Source organism: Pseudoalteromonas sp. SCSIO 43210 (assembly GCF_054133285.1).
In genome coordinates, this window is the sequence record NZ_CP087225.1 from 668,934 (window position 1) to 687,591 (window position 18,658).

General features: G+C 39.8%; 18 protein-coding genes and 5 tRNA genes. 18 read left to right on the plus strand and 5 right to left on the minus strand.

What is annotated here, in order from left to right; all coding sequences use genetic code 11:
* Positions 1–51 precede the first annotated feature (51 nt).
* From LOS73_RS02895 to LOS73_RS02950, 12 genes are all read left to right on the plus strand, one after another.
* Positions 52–234: a hypothetical protein gene (locus tag LOS73_RS02895; RefSeq protein WP_007376465.1), complete on the plus strand. Its 183-nt coding sequence runs from the start codon at positions 52–54 to the stop codon at positions 232–234.
* Positions 235–362: 128 nt separating this feature from the next.
* A tRNA-Ser gene (locus LOS73_RS02900) sits at positions 363–455 on the plus strand.
* 38 nt (positions 456–493) lie between these two features.
* A tRNA-Arg gene (locus tag LOS73_RS02905) sits at positions 494–570 on the plus strand.
* Positions 571–749: 179 nt separating this feature from the next.
* Positions 750–826 (plus strand) — tRNA-Arg (locus LOS73_RS02910).
* Positions 827–904: 78 nt separating this feature from the next.
* A tRNA-Arg gene (locus tag LOS73_RS02915) sits at positions 905–981 on the plus strand.
* Positions 982–1,096: 115 nt separating this feature from the next.
* Positions 1,097–1,173: transfer RNA gene (locus LOS73_RS02920), tRNA-Arg, on the plus strand.
* 1,352 nt (positions 1,174–2,525) lie between these two features.
* Positions 2,526–3,701 carry an exo-beta-N-acetylmuramidase NamZ family protein gene (locus LOS73_RS02925; protein ID WP_457934446.1) on the plus strand — a complete coding sequence of 392 codons (1,176 nt, stop codon included), beginning with the start codon at positions 2,526–2,528 and terminating at the stop codon, positions 3,699–3,701.
* An 8-nt stretch (positions 3,702–3,709) separates the two neighbouring features.
* Positions 3,710–5,368 (plus strand): penicillin binding protein PBP4B, encoded by a 1,659-nt coding sequence (pbp4b, locus tag LOS73_RS02930; protein WP_457934447.1) that lies wholly within the window; start codon positions 3,710–3,712, stop codon positions 5,366–5,368.
* 191 nt (positions 5,369–5,559) lie between these two features.
* On the plus strand, positions 5,560–6,936 hold the full coding sequence (locus tag LOS73_RS02935) for a Na+/H+ antiporter NhaC family protein (RefSeq protein WP_457934448.1): 1,377 nt from the start codon (positions 5,560–5,562) through the stop codon (positions 6,934–6,936).
* 111 nt (positions 6,937–7,047) lie between these two features.
* A complete protein-coding gene (locus tag LOS73_RS02940; RefSeq protein WP_457934449.1) occupies positions 7,048–7,911 on the plus strand; it encodes a hypothetical protein in 864 nt (287 codons plus the stop codon).
* A gap of 564 nt (positions 7,912–8,475) precedes the next feature.
* Positions 8,476–9,546: a hypothetical protein gene (locus LOS73_RS02945; protein ID WP_007378822.1), complete on the plus strand. Its 1,071-nt coding sequence runs from the start codon at positions 8,476–8,478 to the stop codon at positions 9,544–9,546.
* A 475-nt stretch (positions 9,547–10,021) separates the two neighbouring features.
* A complete protein-coding gene (locus LOS73_RS02950; protein WP_457934450.1) occupies positions 10,022–11,689 on the plus strand; it encodes a KAP family P-loop NTPase fold protein in 1,668 nt (555 codons plus the stop codon).
* A gap of 86 nt (positions 11,690–11,775) precedes the next feature.
* Here the strand turns inward: LOS73_RS02950 and LOS73_RS02955 are convergent, their stop codons facing one another.
* The 3 genes from LOS73_RS02955 to LOS73_RS02965 are packed head-to-tail and all read right to left on the minus strand — an operon-like array spanning position 11,776 to position 13,644.
* On the minus strand, positions 11,776–12,399 hold the full coding sequence (locus tag LOS73_RS02955; protein WP_457934451.1) for a hypothetical protein: 624 nt from the start codon (positions 12,397–12,399) through the stop codon (positions 11,776–11,778).
* Entirely contained in the window at positions 12,386–12,994 is a 609-nt protein-coding gene (locus LOS73_RS02960) for a sigma-70 family RNA polymerase sigma factor (RefSeq protein WP_457934452.1), read from the minus strand. Before LOS73_RS02960 ends, LOS73_RS02955 begins: the two co-directional genes overlap by 14 nt.
* A gap of 14 nt (positions 12,995–13,008) precedes the next feature.
* Positions 13,009–13,644 (minus strand): energy transducer TonB, encoded by a 636-nt coding sequence (locus tag LOS73_RS02965; protein ID WP_457934453.1) that lies wholly within the window; start codon positions 13,642–13,644, stop codon positions 13,009–13,011.
* A 145-nt stretch (positions 13,645–13,789) separates the two neighbouring features.
* Between LOS73_RS02965 and LOS73_RS02970 the strand changes: the two genes are divergently transcribed.
* The 3 genes from LOS73_RS02970 to LOS73_RS02980 all read left to right on the plus strand — a co-directional run bounded on the left by LOS73_RS02970 (position 13,790) and on the right by LOS73_RS02980 (position 15,384).
* Positions 13,790–14,296: a DUF3087 domain-containing protein gene (locus LOS73_RS02970; protein ID WP_007378817.1), complete on the plus strand. Its 507-nt coding sequence runs from the start codon at positions 13,790–13,792 to the stop codon at positions 14,294–14,296.
* 25 nt (positions 14,297–14,321) lie between these two features.
* Positions 14,322–14,771 (plus strand): low molecular weight protein-tyrosine-phosphatase, encoded by a 450-nt coding sequence (locus LOS73_RS02975; protein WP_457934454.1) that lies wholly within the window; start codon positions 14,322–14,324, stop codon positions 14,769–14,771.
* A gap of 121 nt (positions 14,772–14,892) precedes the next feature.
* Positions 14,893–15,384 (plus strand): DUF3016 domain-containing protein, encoded by a 492-nt coding sequence (locus tag LOS73_RS02980; RefSeq protein WP_007378815.1) that lies wholly within the window; start codon positions 14,893–14,895, stop codon positions 15,382–15,384.
* Between the two features lie 47 nt (positions 15,385–15,431).
* Here LOS73_RS02980 and LOS73_RS02985 read toward each other — a convergent pair whose 3' ends face one another.
* Complete coding sequence (locus LOS73_RS02985) at positions 15,432–15,722, minus strand: hypothetical protein (RefSeq protein ID WP_002960798.1); 291 nt, start codon at positions 15,720–15,722, stop codon at positions 15,432–15,434.
* 71 nt (positions 15,723–15,793) lie between these two features.
* On the opposite strand from LOS73_RS02985, the gene LOS73_RS02990 reads away from it, so the two are divergent.
* Positions 15,794–16,003 carry a hypothetical protein gene (locus LOS73_RS02990; protein WP_002960797.1) on the plus strand — a complete coding sequence of 70 codons (210 nt, stop codon included), beginning with the start codon at positions 15,794–15,796 and terminating at the stop codon, positions 16,001–16,003.
* Here LOS73_RS02990 and epmB read toward each other — a convergent pair.
* Positions 16,000–17,013 (minus strand): EF-P beta-lysylation protein EpmB, encoded by a 1,014-nt coding sequence (gene epmB / locus LOS73_RS02995; RefSeq protein ID WP_457934948.1) that lies wholly within the window; start codon positions 17,011–17,013, stop codon positions 16,000–16,002. The genes LOS73_RS02990 and epmB overlap by 4 nt on opposite strands.
* Positions 17,014–17,054: 41 nt before the next feature.
* Here epmB and efp point away from each other — a divergent pair, with 41 nt between their 5' ends.
* Entirely contained in the window at positions 17,055–17,621 is a 567-nt protein-coding gene (efp, locus tag LOS73_RS03000; RefSeq protein ID WP_024596699.1) for an elongation factor P, read from the plus strand.
* Between the two features lie 56 nt (positions 17,622–17,677).
* Positions 17,678–18,652, plus strand: coding sequence for an elongation factor P--(R)-beta-lysine ligase (epmA, locus tag LOS73_RS03005; protein WP_033031955.1), 975 nt, complete (start codon positions 17,678–17,680; stop codon positions 18,650–18,652).
* The last annotated feature ends 6 nt before the right edge of the window (positions 18,653–18,658 follow it).

Consider the following 18,658-nt stretch of genomic DNA (forward strand, 5'->3'; position numbering starts at 1 on the left):
AGGTTGTACGCTTTAACTAAGAATAATCAAACGGACTTATAGAATAATAAAATGAAAAATAAACGCGTTGAAGAGTCGTCAGAACTCTGTACGACAGAGCAAGAACGACAAGCTTACTATAGAGCCTGTATTGCTGAGTTTCAGCAGTTGGGGTATCAAGAGCAGTACCTTGCAAACCTAACAGATGAGTTAGTACCAGTTGAAGGTATTAATCCTCACTCTGAAGACTCATAAGCCGCTTAATTTTCAAACTAATTACACTTTAAAACCAAGCATATGTGCAATCTATAACCATATAGTCGTTTTTGGTAGAAAAGTGTTTGACATATTTTCTGAAATCTTTATTATACGCCCCACAAGACGGAGAGGTGTCCGAGTGGCCGAAGGAGCTCCCCTGCTAAGGGAGTATAGAGTTTGTAGCTCTATCGAGGGTTCGAATCCCTCCCTCTCCACCATTTCTTTTAATGGCGTGTTTTGTAAAGTTTTAAAGTATGGGTGCATAGCTCAGCTGGATAGAGTACTCGGCTACGAACCGAGCGGTCGGAGGTTCGAATCCTCCTGCGCCCACCATACTTTAATAACTCTGCTTAGAGTCTAAATAAGCAATTAAAGTGTTTGGCTTTATAACCAAGCGGTCGGAGGTTCATTCTTAGAAGATACGTCCTGCGCCCACCATACTTTAATAACTCTGCTTAGAGTCTAAATAAGCGAAAGCTCTACTTAGAGTTAAAATAAGTAAACTATAAAGTGGGTGCATAGCTCAGCTGGATAGAGTACTCGGCTACGAACCGAGCGGTCGGAGGTTCGAATCCTCCTGCGCCCACCACTTTATAGACTCTGCTTAGAGTATAAATAAGCTAAACTCTCACTTAGAGTCAAAATAAGTAATAGTAAAAATGAAAGTGGGTGCATAGCTCAGCTGGATAGAGTACTCGGCTACGAACCGAGCGGTCGGAGGTTCGAATCCTCCTGCGCCCACCACTTTCATGTTTTCATACGCTTTTAAGTGTAAGAAAAATAAACCGATGGAAATCGGTTTTTTTATGCCTGAATTTATACGCTCTGCTTAGAGTTTAAATAAGCAATCTATGAAAGTGGGTGCATAGCTCAGCTGGATAGAGTACTCGGCTACGAACCGAGCGGTCGGAGGTTCGAATCCTCCTGCGCCCACCACTTTCATAACAAGCCGACATTAAGTCGGTTTTTTTGTGCCCGAAATAAAGTGAAGTGTAAGCTACCACTCCTGTAGCCGCAGAGCTTGCTCGCGTGAGAAGCGGCAGCTTCTAATTACTTACCACCGATATAACTGATGCTTTATTTACGAGCTTTGCTCGTCGCGTCAGCAAGCTGCACGCCTACAAGTAAAACCAACCCAATCTTTAAATCTAAACTCCGAGCTTATTCATCCGTTGTAGACGCAGAGCTTGCTCGCGTGAGAAGCGCCAGCTTCTAATTACTTACCACCGATATAACTGATGCTTTATTTACGAGCTTCGCTCGTCGCGTCAGCAAGCTGCACGCCTACAAGCAAAACCATCCCTAATCTTTAAATCTAAACTCCGAGCTTATTCATTCGTTGTAGACGCAGAGCTTGCTCGCGTGAGAAGCGACAGCTTCTAATCACTTACCACCGATATAACTGATACTTTATTTACGAGCTTCGCTCGTCGCGTCAGCAAGCTGTTCGCCTACAAGTAAAAACAGCTCTAATCTTTAAATCTAAACTCCAAGTTTATTTATCCGTTGTAGACGCTGAGCTTGCTCGCGTGAGAAGCGCTTACCACCGATATAACTGATGCTTTATTTACGAGCTTCGCTCGTCGCGTCAGCAAGCTGCACGCCTACAAGCAAAACCATCCCTAATCTTTAAATCTAAACTCCGAGCTTATTCATTCGTTGTAGACGCAGAGCTTGCTCGCGTGAGAAGCGACAGCTTCTAATCACTTACCACCGATATAACTGATACTTTATTTACGAGCTTCGCTCGTCGCGTCAGCAAGCTGCACGCCTACAAGTAAAGCCATCCCTAATCTTTAAATCTAAACTCCAAGTTTATTTATCCGCTGTAGACGCTGAGCTTGCTCGCGTGAGAAGCGCCAGCTTCTAATCATTTACTACCGATTTAACTGAGACTTTATTTACGAGCTTCGCTCGTCGCGTCAGCAAGCTGCACGCCTACAAGCAAAACCATCCCTAATCTTTAAATCTAAACTCCAAGCTTATTCATTCGTTGTAGACGCTGAGCTTGCTCGCGTGAGAAGAGGCAGCTTCTAATCTATAAAATTCACAGCAAGTTTACGATCGTTGTTTGTCGCGTCAGCAAGCTGCACGCCTACAAGCAAAACCAGCCCAATCTTTTAAATTCAAACTCCGAGCTTATTTATCCGTTGTAGACGCTGAGCTTGCTCGCGTGAGAAGCGCCAGCTTCTAATCACTATATCTAAGTCCACTTACCCCCTTTCTAAAGCTGCTCTTTAATATTACCTATGTTATTTTAAACACCTTGTTTAAAAGGATATTGCAGTATGTTTAAAACCCTATTTATTACGTTATTTTTTATTTTTAGCGCCATTTTTATTGCAAGCGTGCAAGCCAACGAAGTTAACAACTCACTTGTAGTAGGTGCGCAGCAATATGCTAAATATTTACCGCAGTTAAAAAATAAACGTGTAGGGCTAGTAGTTAATCAAACATCAATGGTAGGGCAAACTCACTTGGTAGATGCGCTGCTGACTAAAAATATTAATATAACTAAAATTTTTGCACCTGAGCATGGCTTTCGCGGCGATCACGATGCGGGCGCACATGTAAAAAATGCCGTTGATAGCAAAACTGGGATTCCGCTTATTTCTATTTACGGTAAAAATAAAAAACCAAGCCAAGCTGCTTTAGCCGATGTTGATGTGATTATTTTTGATATTCAAGATGTGGGAGTGCGTTTTTATACCTACATAAGCTCTATGCACTACATGATGGAAGCCGCTGCAGAGCAGGGGATAGAATTTTTAGTACTCGACAGACCCAACCCAAATATTGCCTACGTTAATGGGCCAATATTAGAGCCAGAATTTAAATCGTTTGTAGGCATGCACCCAATTCCTGTTTTACACGGAATGACCGTTGGCGAACTTGCCAAAATGATCAAGGGTGAGGGCTGGATCAATAAAGCGCCCGCTTTAAAATTAACGGTGATCCCTGTTGATCATTACACTCGCAAAAGTACTTACAGCTTGCCTATAAAACCCAGCCCTAACTTACCTAACGATCAAGCCATTGCGCTTTACCCGTCACTTTGTTTTTTTGAGGCAACGCCTATCAGCATTGGAAGAGGCACCGACTTTGCATTTCAAGTAATTGGCTATTCGCCAGTTGCATTAGGTGATTTTAATTTTACACCGCGCGCAATTAAAGGCGCTGCTTTAAACCCTAAATTTAAAAACCAAACCGTGCAAGGGCTCGATTTAAGACAAGTAAATACCACAGGTCTAAATTTAACTTACTTAATAAGTGCGTACACGGAGCTTAGTAAAAATAATATCTCTTTTTTTGAACGTGCAGACTTTATGGATAAACTAGCGGGTACTAATAAATTGCGCTTAGCTATTGAAGCAGGGCAATCAGAGGTGCAAATAAAACAAAGCTGGCAGGCGGGGCTTGCGCAATTTAAAGCGCAAAGAGCGCCTTACTTGTTATATAAATAAGGGCGCCCATGTTTATTGCTTTAAAAAATAAAAGGCGTGGTTATATAAAAAAAGCGTTTGTAGTGGTTTTAAGTTTTATTATTGTGGGTTGCAGTACACCGCCTGAACCTATTAGCTCGGTGCTACCACTTACAAAAAGCCAACTTGTAGAGCTGCCTAATGCACAAGTGGTTGTAACGTTTCCTGAGGTAAATCCAAGTAGCCGGTTTTATGTAAATAACCGAGGAACGTTTAAAGCTTACAAAGGGCGCGGGCAATTATTAATACAAAACCACAACGCACAAAGCGCCGATATTTATATTAATAATCAAAAGCTCGACGTTAACCAACTAAGCGCCAATACTCTATACAATTACAGTTTGGCAAAAAATACTCACAACGGTGTTAATACCTTTAAGGTTGAAAATATTCTCCCTGCTGGCGCAAGCTTAACACTGCGTTTTGCATTTCCTACTTTAAGCGATGAACCAAAAAAGCATATAGATTTTACTGAAGTAGATACATTAATTGAACGCGATGTAAAAGCGGGTTTTCCTGGGGCTGTGTTGGCCGTTGTTAAAAATGGTGAGCTAATAAAATTAACCGCCTATGGCGATGCAAAGCAATACCAGCAAAGTGATTTAATGTTACTACGCCCAGAGCCAATGCAAACTAATACTTTGTTTGATCTTGCCTCAAACACCAAAATATTTGCCACCAACTTTGCACTTATGAAATTAGTAAGCGAAGGGCTGTTAAATATTAATAAACCCGTGCAAAGCTACCTAAGCGAATATAAAGGCGAAGGGCGAGCAATGCGCACAGTAAAAGACTTACTCACTCACAGCGCCGGATACCCGCCAGTATTTGACTTTCATCGTAAAGATGGCAGCAATGGCGACGCGTTTTATTCGCAAAACAGTAAAACCACCAAACAGCTATTACTTACCAGCGTCCCTTTTAGTAGTAAATCATCTGGGCAGCCTATTTACTCAGATATTGATTACATGATTTTAGGCGTACTCATTGAGCGCATAACTGGGCAGCCCCTTGACGAATATCTAGAGCAGCAAGTGTACGCACCACTAAAATTAACTAACACGTTATTTAATCCACTTAAAAAAGGCTTTAAGCCGCAGCAATTTGCAGCCACTGAGCTTAGCGGCAACACACGAGACGGGCGCATTAAGTTTGATAATGTTCGCACCAGTGTTTTACAAGGCCAAGTGCATGATGAGCGCGCTTACTACTCACTTGATGGCGTAGCAGGGCATGCAGGGTTGTTTAGTAATGCCCACGATTTAGCCGTGCTTTGCCAGCTATTACTAAATAATGGTGGCTACGGCGACCAACAATTATTTAGTGCAAGCGCCTTAGCGCAATTTTTAACGCCGCAATCAAGCGATGAAACCTACGGGCTTGGCTTTAGGCTTGCTGGTAACAACCAAGCTAGGCGTTGGCACTTTGGCCCTTATGCAAGCGCACAAGCATACGGGCACACAGGTTGGACGGGGACCGTGACCGTAATTGACCCCGCTTACGACTTAGCTATTGTTTTACTTACCAATGCTCGCCATAGTGCCATTAAAGGCTCGCAAAAACGTTACGAATTTACAGGTAAACAATTTGAAACCGCACAGTACGGATCGGTAGTGTCGCTTATTTATGAAGCGTTACTAAATCAATAAGCTATCGTATAGGTTAAAACGTACTAACTGTGCCACCTTAAGTGATTTATTTACAGGTGACTTGAGTAAGCCAATCCATTAAGCTAAGCGGTCTATAAAACTAAGCCGGTTTATGTTGTTAGGCTTAACAAATAAGCGTTAAAACGCGTACAAAGCGAGGTTTACTCGCTAATAATTAAGGTTAACTTTTTATGCATTGGTATTCTATTTTACCGCCGCTAATTGCGATTGCTATCGTGTTTTGGCGAAAAGAAGTGATTATGGCGCTACTTGTTGCTGTTGCTTCTTCTGAGTTTTTACTCGCCTTTCAGGGCGAAGGTAATAGCTTGTTTGACACTTTTTTAAATACCATTGAACGTATTATTACGGTTGCCAGTTCGCCAGGTAATACACGCATATTAATATTTAGTATTTTAATTGGTGCACTGCTTGCCTACATTCGCGAATCTGGCGGCGTTGCAGCAACCGTTAATATGCTAATGAACAAAGGTATTGCAAAAAGTAAGCGCCAAGTGGGCTTTTTAACCATGTTTACCGGCATTGCGGTGTTTATAGAATCTAACCTGAGCGTACTTACCTCGGGTATTTTATCGCGTGGCTTATTCGACAAATTTAAAATGAGCCGAGCGCGTCTAGCGTACATTATTGACAGCACCAGTGCGCCAGTGTGTATTTTAATACTACTTAACGGCTGGGGCGCATTTGTACTTGGTTTGTTAGGTAACTATGAGCTAGGTGAGTCGGCTGTATCAGTGTTATGGGGCAGCGTAGGGTATAACTTTTACGCCATAATTACCCTTGTCATTGTTTTTTACACCATCGCGTTTGATAAAGTGCATGGCCCAATGAAAGAAGCCGAACAAAAACTAGAGCTTCAAATAACTGACTTAAAAGAAGAAGTAAAAGGCTCTAAAGCGCGTTACATGTTAATCCCGCTTATTACGCTTATTACCAGCATGGTTGGCTTTATGTATTACACCGGTAATGGTGTACTAGCCGAGGGCAGCGGTTCTAAATCAGTATTATATGCAACGGTTTTAGCCATTGTTGTCGCTTACTTTTTAATGATTGGCTCACGTAAATTTACGCATCATCAATTAGTTGATACCGGTTTTAAAGGTATGGGCGAATTAATGCCACTGGTCGCCATTGTACTGCTTTCGCTTACACTTGGCGCAAGCTTAAAAGAATTGGGTACTGGCGTATTTGTAGCATCGCTTGTTGGCGACTACCTACCTATTTACTTAATCGTACCAGTGCTGTTTTTAACCGGCGCAGTTATGTCGTTTACTACGGGTACATCGTGGGGCACGTTTGCTATATTAATCCCAATTGGTGTGCCCCTTATTCAAGCGCTTGGTTTACCGCCATCGCTTGTTGTAGGTGCTATTTTGGGTGGTGGTATATTTGGCGATCACTGCTCGCCTATATCCGACACCAGCGCAGTATCGGCTATTGCATCGGGGTGTGACTTACTCACCCACGTTAAAACGCAGTTACCGTATGCCTTATTTGGTGGCGCATTGACGTTTATAGCGTACTTAGTAACAAGCATACTTGTGTTATAAAAACGTCTTATAAAAGTGTGCTGTAAATACTGAGTTTTAATTATTTATAAAATGCCTTGAAAGCCTGCAAATATGCAGGCTTTTTTAGGGCACAAAACAAGGATTGTTTAAATGAAAAATAAAGTTTTTGTCTTTTTTAGTTTTTTATTGTTTTTGAACGCATGCTCTTACCAAGAAAGCGAAACAGAACAAGCTAATAGGTTAGCAAAAACATACCAGCTCGATATAAAAACAGATAATCCAAAGCAATCTTATCCGAAAGATTTTACCGAAGAAGAGGGGACTTTAGCGAATGTTGAAGTGACTATAACCTCTTTAGATAGTGTTGCTGAAACTCTTGATGGGATTGAGTCTGCCTTGGGAGTTTACCCAGAAGGATTTATTTCTGAAGTAATTGATACTATTTATATTGTAGGCGCTATAACTATTGAAGGAGCTGCGGCTGGCGGAACTTATGGTTCTAGATGGATAGCTTTATCTAATGTTGCACAATGGAATGAAACAAAAGCTAACTATGAAAATGCGTATCGTGGAGTACATCATGAACTTAGTTCACTCATATTTAATAACTCACCATTTAGCGTAATGACATGGCAAAGTTTATTAAATAGAGATTGGAAGGCTGCAGTATCAAATTTTGAGGCACTTACAAAAGGTGAGTTAGCGCCAGATTATAGCGCAGGCTTTTTGTCTGATTATGGTAAAACATCTATGGGTAATGATTTTAATACTTACGCCGAATTTGCCTTTGCTGAACCTGAAAAATTGCGGGAACTTGCCGCAACCTACCCAATAATAGCTAAAAAGCTGAGTTTGTTTATTACTGCGTATACGCAGTTTTCGGCTAAATATCAGCAAAACTTTGAAGAATATTTTACTCGAACGGGTTTAAGTGATGTTGCGGTAGAACCTGAAAATGTAGAAATGACGATTCATTTAGACTTGAGTAACATTAAGCCGAAAATTATCAGATAACGCTATTTGATTACGATCTTACGTTTTTAGCGTACTTAGTAACAAGTATGTTTGTATTAAAAAATACGATTTTTACATAGTTAAAAGCCTGATTAACCGCAGGTTTTTTTGTTTAAAAAAAGCTTACATAGGTTGGGTTGAGTGACAAGAAACCCAACTGTTCTACAATGCAGTTTGCACCTATAAAGCTAAGTATATGTATATCTTTTGTAGGCGCATAGCTTGCTAGCGCGTCGGGCGTTAGCCTGAAAAGTTAGATTTAGTATTTGCGCACTAGGTTACTCATCGACTACTGATTCCAGAGTCATAGTATTAAGCATGACATCTGTGTTTTAGTTTTGCATAAAACAAAATCCGCCCTATGCCTTCTTAAAAAGGACTATTCATTTTGATTTGAGGGACTTTAAGTCACAAGCAAACTAATAAAAAGTGTATTTTTGTTATTGTGAGCTTAAAAATTATTTTTAACAATTCTTTACTCTTTTAATTCATGCAGTAAGCAAGTAATGCTGAAACTGATATCGAGTTGTATTATGATTAATTTAAAAAGTAATAAGGCTAATAATGAAAATGGATCTAGATTCTAAACAGAGTGCACTTCAAAAAATATCAAAACAAAATGCACTTTCAGCTGCTTTAGGTGCTGCATTCTGGAGTGTTCCTATTTTAGTTCTATGGGCATTTCTGTTTGAGTTAAAACCAGCTGCAGGTCCTGTGATGTTACTCATTAGTGGTGCATTAGTTGGTGCAGCTGTACGGTTTCATGGTCGAGGATACGAGCGTTTATTTTCGCTAATAGGTTTAATTGCTCATGCTTGTATTGTATTTGTAGCGTGGGATTTGCAGATTATTCTTGTTGGTGGCGTTTTAGCGGTTATTTTAGTTGGGGTTTATATTTTTGGCGCATGGGGAGCTGCCTACATATCACGCATTAATGTATCAATGCACGACCATAAAGAATTTGATAAATTATTTGAATCTGCCGATTATCAAAAACAAAAAAAGCTAAAAAATAGATGGTTCATTGTACTTCCTGTCGTTAGTGTTTTAACGCTTGTTGCAGGTTTTATCACGGCAATAGGTATCGTTATTTTTCAGCAACAGCAGCATATTGATATTGAGGTACAACAACATCAGCAGCGTGCCGCTGAATTTCGTGGTAAGCATATTGAAACAAATAATGAAAACCTCGCCTCTATGAGCACCAAAAAAGCATTAACATATGCTTATGCGTATCAGTCAGGAAGACACTTCGATGAACGAGGATATTATAAAGGAGCCTACCCGCAAGATAGCTTCCAAGCTTTAGTAATATTACGTTACCTAGCTAATGAAAAGAAAAACCCGCGCGCACAATTTATTTTAGGAAAAATACTTAATAACGAAAAAGGCCAGGCTTTATTATTACAAGCCGAAAAAGCAGGTGATGAATTTGCTATGCTTTATAGTATTTATGAATTTGGCTGTCTAATTGATGCGAAGAGAGGCAAACAGCTTCTAATGAGCTTTGCTAAAAATATAGAAGAGCAATCGGTTATTATTGACATACAGAGTATGAACAGCGACGACTTTAATGATCATTGTACAGTATTAGATAGTACTGAATTTGATTATCGTTATATACGAGATTATTAGTGAGTATTGAATTGAGAAGTATTGAGTTTCAATTCAAATCACTGCTCTAAGGTTTAGTTTTTTACTTTGAGTATTTAAAAACTTTATTTTAGATTTTGTGACGCATAAAGCTTCAGCCAAGAGGTATTGCCATGGATCCCTTTTTGTAATTTTATCTATGGGCGGCGACGTATTTTCTATTGCATCGGGAGGACTTACTTACCGGTGTTAAAACACGGCTATCGCCAGCTTATTTGATGACGGCCTGATACTTTTAACATACGTAGATTGAGCAGCACGAAACCCAACGGATCTCCAATGTAGTTTGCACCTATAAAGCCAAGTATATGTATATTTTTTGTAGGCGCATAGCTTGCTGGCGCGTCGGGCGTTAGCTTGAAAAAAATAGAGTGAATAATTAAAAAATTGCACAGAACTCACGTTTACTTATTGATATGTGGCACTATATAAAAAAGTATTATTTAAAAGGAATTAAATGAAAGAATTCAATTGGAGTAAAGCAACTAAGCCTCCATTAGAAGAATATTTTCCTGCAGATAAATTAGATCGTGCTCGCTACGCCACGTTCTTATCAAGGCTATTGGCTCAAGAGGGGTTTGACGAAAGCAGGCCGGATGATGAACAAAAGAAAAACTATGTATTAAACTTAAATGCTGAATGGGGGGCAGGTAAAACCTATTTTCTTAAGCGTTGGTCACAAGAATTAATAGTAGATTATCCTGTTGTATATATTGATGCATGGCAGCAAGACTATTCAGACGACCCATTTTTAACTGTAATTGCAGGTATTATAAAGCAGCTTCAACTGCAGGCTAAGTTTAATATAACAATACCTAAAAGCGCAGTTTCGATGTTTAAGGCTGTTGCACCTGCTATTGCACAAGGTTTAACTAAAAAAATATCAGGCATCGATTTAGATGAGTTACACACATTACTATTTTCTGATGAAGAAATTGAAAATGACCAAAATCAAAATTCTAATAAGCTGACGGGCAGCGACTTTTCACCGGCAGTAAAGGCGCTTGCACAAAACTTAATTAAAGATCATGAAGCTAAAAATAAGAGTATTGAAGTAATAAAGTCTAAGTTAGCTGATTGGGTCAGTAAGTTTGAGAAGCAGGAAGGTAAGTCGTTACCCATATTTATTTTTATTGATGAATTAGATCGCTGCCGCCCAAGTTATGCAGTAGAAATGTTAGAGACGATTAAACATATTTTTGATGTTAAAGGTATCGTGTTTGTTGTAGCAACGGATACAGAACAACTCCAACATACAATCAAATCAATTTATGGTGAAGGCTTTGATGCTAAGATTTACCTAGGCCGTTTTTTTAATAGCCGCTATAGCTTAAAACGACCTGTTTTAAAGGATTTTTTATCAGTACATAGTGATACAACTAAATTTGAATCTGCGCATTTAAAAAGTAAAAAAATTGAGATACTCCCTCGAACACAGACACCAGAAACCGCTTTAGCTAATATCTCAGTTGTTTTAGATGCGTTTCAGGTATCAGCAAGAACAGCCATTCAGATTACTGAGCGAATTACTGCCATTATTGTAAATTTACCAAGAGGTAAAAAAGTAGATGTACTCGTTCTCGCTATCTTATTTTGTATTTATGAAAAAGACCACTCACTTTATGAAGAGGTAATAACAGGAAGGTTTAAACGAGATGGAAAAAACCATAAGGGCGAAGTACGAAATATAAGCTTAAATAATTTTTTAAAACAGAGTATTCAAGAAGTACAACAACTAGCTGAGATAAAATACTTTATTGAACCATTATCTTACACAAATTCATTCTACTTAGGTCAAATGGCAAGTAGAAATAATAATTTTGCTACTGGAAATTACTCTATACAACTAGCTGAATTTATTGATAGTATCTTTTGCAGAGTATTTAATAATACAACAAATTCTTTGGCTGCAATGGTTAGTTCAAGTAGTGAGAATGTAACGGCACTTCATAGCGCTGAACAAAACTTAGCAAATGCTGATGTGAGAAAGCCTAGGGTTGGCAATATTACACTATTATGGTTAAGTTATATTTACATAAAAGATGGCTATAAAGAAATTACCAAAGAGCACTACCGTGATTTTATCGAGCTTTCCTCACCATTAGATTACATGGGCGATAGTTAACTATCTCTGTGCAGCGCGAAGCGCCTCTGTGTTCTCGGTGGTAATATTTATCTAAATTACCACCAATCTCAACTGGACCAATCCACCTAAGCCCCACACTGCTTAACCCCAGCGCCCGCATGTTTAAGCGCTATAATCTGCCCTTTACCGTTATGTGCCATAGCGAGCATATCACCCGTATTTATATCGTTTTCAACCGCGTGTTTACCCTTTAAATCATTGAGCAGTGAATGCTTAATTTGCACGAGTACCTCGTCATTACAGCTGGCTATGTACCAGTCGTTATCTACCTTCACCAGAGTGCCGTATTCTATATGGCGCTGTTGGTGGCGGCGTAAATCGTTAGCTAATTGACTATCAAGCGCGTGTTTTTGCTCTTTAATAGAGCTTGCGTAGCTACCAGCTTGGTTTATTTCGTGTGTTTTAATAATTGAATAGTCGTGAATGTCTATAGTGTTAAATCCGCTGTTAAGTACGGTTTTAGGCGCGTGGTTAATGCCATCTTTATTATCAAACACAATAAAAGCAAATACACCCAGTGCGCAGGCAAGGCTGGTTAGCTGCAGCGTAAAGCCGAACTTTTTAGGCTTTGTGTGCGTGGCCTTTTTAAGTAGCGCTTTTTGCTGAGTGCTTGTAAGTGTTGTGCGCGCTTTTCGCTCTTTGTAATGTTGTGTGAGCTTTTGATCAAGCGGCTCATCAGGCTTGTTCATTGTTTGCTCCTAATAAACGTTTAAGATTTTGCTTAGCATAGCGCAGCCTTGTTTTAATGGTCTCAAGGTTGCTTTGCGTTATAAGCTCTATGTCGGTGAGCGAAAAGCCTTCTTGTTGCAAGGTTATGGCTTCGCGCTGTACAAAGGTAAGTTGTTTTAGGGCGGCGTCGAACGCTTCGTAACTTATGTTTGAGCTGCCTATATGCGAGTCTCCACTAGTTAAGTCTCCACTAGTTAAGTCGCTTTCGCTCTTATCATTTTGTGCTGCTAAATGCGTGTTTTCGTCAAGCTCTACAAAGTGCTGTTGCTTGCGGTATTCGTCAATGAGTGTGTTGCGGGCAAGTTTAAACAACCACGCTTTAGGTGTGGTTTGCGCTTGGTAAAGGTGGCGTTTTTCGATTACTTTTAGCCATGTTTGTTGGCTTACGTCGTATGCTAAATGCGTATTAGATTGCGTAACAAGGTAGTGGTATAAGTCGTTACTGTAGAGGGCAATAAGCTGCTCTAAGTAACGATTGTCGCCACTTTTTGCGTAACTTGCCATGCAGTCCTTGCTTGGCGTTTCAAATAACCATGACTTAATACTTAGTAGCATAGGCGTTTAGTCCATTAAATAGAGTTATCTAATTTAAAATCGAGCTGTACGGTTTGACCTGTTTGTAATTGTGCCACACCTTCAATTACTTTGGGGCGATATTTCCAGCGTTTAATTGCTCTTATTGCTTCGCGATTAAAGGTGCGTTTGGGTTCGGCGTTAATAACTACCGGGTCGATTACTTCACCGGTGGGCGAAATACTAAAGCTTAGTTGTACCCAACCTTCAATACCATCGCGCGCGGCTGTGGTTGGGTATTTAGGGTTTATGCGCACTATGGGTGTTGCATCCCCTGTTGGGCGATTAATGGTATTATTAATGTCGTCACCAAAATCATCAATTGTAACTGGCGTAAAGTCGCTAATTGCCAACACAGGATCGGCTGATGTATCAAGCGGTGGTGCTTTTGGCGGCACTTTAGGCATTGACGGTGGCGGCTGTATTTTTTGTATATGCCTGACTTTTGAATCCTCAGGTGCCTGAAAAATCTCTACTATAATATCGCCCCCTGGTTTAACCGGTGCGCGTTGCTCGCCACTTATTAAATATTGCATAAACGCAAAAGCTGCAAAGGTCATTGCGGCGCCGCCAATAACGGCGGTCGATGTTTTAATAAATACTGGGTTGTTAGGTACTTCAAGTGTGTGCATAAGCCGCTCCAAATTAATGCATTAGGGTGTTTTCAAAGCTATAACGGGTGGCAAATCAAAAAGGGGTGAAATAATTTTATAAAAAATCTGGGGTTTAGTTACAATAGCCATTCGCAAATATTAAAACTTAACTTTTTAGGCTGTTATGCAACTCATTGAAATAAATAAAGCGCGTTACCGTAAACATTTAAACCGTGTTATTGCAGGATGTGGTATTGGTTTGGCTGTAGGCAGCTTGGCTATATCGCAAACGCTGATTGCTTTATTTCCTGATGAAAGTGGTAGCCACTTTCATTGGAACTTAATAGGTGTTGCTATTACAAGCGTTGGGCTTGCGTGGTTACTTCATAAATACCGTACACATAGCTTTATGACTGAAGTTGTTTATGTGTGGGAGCTTAAAAAAGCACTTAATAAAATAACCCGTAAAATGGCTAAGTTAAAAGCCGCTGGCCGTGAAGGCAATGCCGATGCGTTATTAGCGATTCATTATAGCTACGCGGGCTCTCGGTTATTGTGGCAGCTAGACGATAATCTAATCACCATGGACGATTTAGCCATTAAACAAGCTGAGCTTGAATCTGTTGCAGCGCAACATAACGTAACGCTAAATGCTGATGAGTATGATGCGAGCATTTTAAAACAGTTTTAGTTTTTAATGTTTAAAGGAGTGTCTAATGAAAAAAATATTAGTTGTTTGTTTAGGTAATATTTGCCGCTCGCCAACCGCAGAGGCGGTATTAAAAGCCCGTGCTAAAAAGCTTGGCGTTAACGTTAAAGTCGATTCGGCAGGGACTATTGGTTACCACGAAGGTAAAACGCCTGATAGTCGTTCAATGGCAGCAGGGGAGAAGCGCGGTTATAGTTTTAAAGGTATTTATTCGCGTAAAGTACGCACAAGTGACTTTACTGAATTTGATTTAATTTTAGCGGCCGATACACAAAATTTAGCTGATTTAAAAGCCCAGTGCCCTGCGCATTTACAGTACAAATTAGCGTTGTTTTTAGAGTTTGGTGAACAGAGCGTTAGTGCGATTCCCGATCCTTATTACGGCGGTGATGATGGCTTTGAAAATGTGCTTGATTTAATTGAAGCCGCAAGCGACAAAATACTGTCAAAAATTTAAAAGGTATGGTTAAGTTATAGTTAATGAATGACTGTTAATATGCCATTGGTAATTTAGGTATGAATACTGGGCTTATTGCAATTCACTCTATTGTAATTGGTACACCTTTTTGGAGAACGATATGAATTCAGTTAAGAAAATAGCAATGACAATGTGTATAGCACTCCCTGTATTTGCTCATGCTGGGGAGTCTATTGTTAAATGGCATGACTTTAACGATTATCGTGATGTACGAGCGTCGAATCAAGCCAGAGGGTCGTATCATAAACACATTGCAAGTAGCTTTGAAAAACATATGGCTAAGCTTGCTGAGCAGCTACCAAAAGGTTATAAATTAAACGTAGAGTTCACTGATTTAGATTTAGCCGGTGATGTGCGATACGGCGGTATGGATGAAATACGTGTAGTAAAACCAATCTATTTTCCGCGCATTAAGCTCAATTATTCGTTAACAGATAAAGATGGTAGCGTACTTAATAAAGGCAGTGATGTAGAGCTTAAAGATATGGGCTTTATGGATAAAATTAAAATGGGCCGCGAAGAATCATTTTATTACGAAAAACGCTTATTAACGCAGTGGTTTGGTGAACAAATATTACCAAGTTTAGATTAACTTAAAATAAAAATGCCGCTAAATAGCGGCATTTCTATTTTTAAGTTTTACTTAAAAGTAGCTAACAGCGTGAGTATTTGCTGTAACTTAATAACGGTAGTTTTAAGTTTTTCTTCATCAAAACCATCGTTAGATAAGCTTTCAACGTCAGCGGCTACGTCAAGAACATAAGGCTTAAAACGTTTAGCTTCAAAGCTAAATCCAGCATCTTGTGCAAATAAGGCTTTAAATTTGCCATGGCCTTGCTGCTGTAGTTCATCGAGTTTTTTGTCGGCATCAAGCGCCTGACGATAAACAATTTTTAAATTAGTATTGAGTTGTTCAATAATTGAATCCATGGTTTTCCTAAAGCTTTGTACTGCATGGCCGACATAATACTTGGATTACATTTAAAAGTCAGGTTTGTTATATGAATATATCAGGCACAAGTTTACCCGCTGTTTCTGGCTCAGGCCAAGGCAGTGAGCTTTATAGCGCTGCTTTATCTAAAAAGCAGCAACTAGCAGATGGCGCAGCAGCACTTGCACTTATTGAAGGTGCTGCACAATCGTCGAGTGCACAAACACCGGCTAAGTCGGTAACGGCATCATTGGGTAACAACGTAAATATATACGTTTAAATTAGCTTAAGATCGATAGGTGTTTTGCTTTTTTGACCACCTATTTCTCTAACTAACTTAGGCACTAAAAATCCAGGCAGAGCTTTTAATAGCTCTGCCATTATTTTTATTGCGTCTTCTTCGTTAATATCAAAGTGGCTGGCCCCTTCAACTTTATCTAGCAAATACAAATAATACGGTAATACGTCTGCGTCAAATAACGCTTCGCTTAGATTTATTTGCGCATCGAGCGTATCGTTCACATCTTTTAAAATTACAGCTTGGTTTAAAAGCGTTACGTTTGCTTGTTTAAGCTTTTGCATGGCAGCTTTAAAATCAGCGTCTATTTCGTTGGCGTGGTTTATGTGATTAATAAAAATAATTTTTAATGGCGATTTTGCTAATCGTTCACATAACTCATTGGTAATACGTGCAGGAATAACAACAGGTAAACGGCTATGAATTCGCATTCGTTTAATTTGTGGTAATTGCTCAAGCTCATCTAAAAACCAGCTTATTGCATCATCTTTGGCCATAAGTGGATCGCCGCCACTTAAAATCACTTCGTTTATATCAGCATCTGATTTTATGTAGCTTAGTGTTTCAAGCAGACTTTTTTTATTAAGTTGGTTTTCTTGATACGGAAAATGCCTTCTAAAGCAGTAACGACAATTTACTGCACAGCCGGTTTTAAACATTACTAAAACACGCGATTTATACTTATGTAAAAGGCCGGGTTGTTCGTTATCTTGCTCAAGTAGGGGATCTTTATTAAAACCCGATTTAGTCAAAAATTCTTGATGGCGTGGCATGACTTGCAATAAAAGAGGATCGTTTGGATCGCCTTTGCGTATTTTTTTTATAAAAGGGATAGGCACGCGTACCGCAAATAAACTGCGGGCTTTTAGGTCGTTTTCATGGACTTGGCTCGATAAACCGACCATTTCAAGCAAGGTCTTTGGGCAGGTAACTACATTTGCTAATTCTTTTTGCCAGTTTTTATGCAAATTTGCTTCATTTCTTTGTATCATTGGCATGTAGATTACTCGAAAAAATATAAATAGAGGAAACGATGGCGAATTATAGCACCAACGAGTTCAAGGGCGGCCTAAAAATTATGATGGACGGCGAGCCTTGCAGTATCTTAGAAAATGAAATGGTAAAACCTGGTAAAGGCCAGGCGTTCAACCGTGTTCGTATCCGTAAACTTATCTCTGGTAAGGTGCTTGAAAAAACCTTTAAATCGGGTGAATCAGTTGAAGGTGCTGATGTAATGGATACAGATTTAGCGTATCTATACACAGACGGCGAATTTTGGCATTTCATGAACAACGAAACATTTGAGCAAATTGCCGCTGACGAAAAAGCACTAGGCGATGCTGTTAAATGGTTAGTTGAAAATGATTTATGTACAATCACATTATGGAACGGCAGCCCTATTGCTGTTACACCACCTAACTTTGTTGAGCTTGAGATCACTGAAACAGATCCTGGCCTTAAGGGCGATACAGCGGGCACTGGTGGTAAACCAGCAACGCTTAGTACAGGCGCTGTAGTACGAGTTCCATTATTCGTACAAATTGGCGAAGTAATTAAAGTAGACACTCGTAACGGTGAATACGTAAGCCGTGTTAAGTAAGCTTTAACATTGTTTATAAAATCCCAGCTTAAGCTGGGATTTTTTTTGGAGAAAATATGTCAGCAGATCTTTGGGCCCCAAGCGCAAGCATTGAAACACTAAAACAACGTGCAGCGATATTACGTAGCATTCGTGAGTTTTTTTATACGCGTGATGTAATGGAAGTCGAAACACCAAGTTTGAGTAGTGCCAGTGTAACCGATGTACACTTAGCCAGTTTTAATACTAAATTTGTAGGCCCAGGGCACGCAGGTGGGCTTCCTCTATTTTTACAAACATCTCCAGAGTTTGCTATGAAACGCTTGTTAGCGGCAGGCTCAGGCGCTATTTTTCAGCTTTGTAAAGCATTTAGAAATGAAGAAGCCGGTAGTCATCACAATCCTGAATTTACAATGCTGGAATGGTATCGCCCAGGCTTTGATGAATTTGCACTTATGGATGAAATGGATGAGCTAATGCGGCTTGTTTTAGATGTCGAGCCTGCAACAAGGCTTACCTATCAGCAAGCGTTTGAACAAGCACTTGGGCTCGATCCGTTAACAGCAAGCATAGAGCAATTAAAGCAACTAGCGTGTGAGCAGGGGTTTGCTGATATAGCCCAAAATGAAACGCATAAAGATACCTTACTGCAATTATTATTTTGTATGAAAGTAGAGCCCACAATAGGGCAAGATAAGCCATGTTTTGTGTATCACTTTCCAGCTTCTCAAGCGGCACTGGCACAAATTTGTGAACACGATACACGTGTAGCAGGGCGCTTTGAGCTTTATTATAAAAATATGGAATTGGCTAACGGCTTTAACGAACTCACAAATGCTAGTGAGCAAGCTAAACGTTTTAATGAAGATAACGCATACCGCGCTGAAAACGGTTTAAAGCAAGTACCAATGGATAAGCGTTTAATTAAAGCGCTGGAGCATGGATTACCACAGTGCGCAGGGGTGGCTTTGGGTATAGATAGATTGGTAATGCTCGCAACAAATAAAGAAAAAATTAAAGACGTAATCGCGTTTGATGTGCAAAGAGCGTAATGCTGG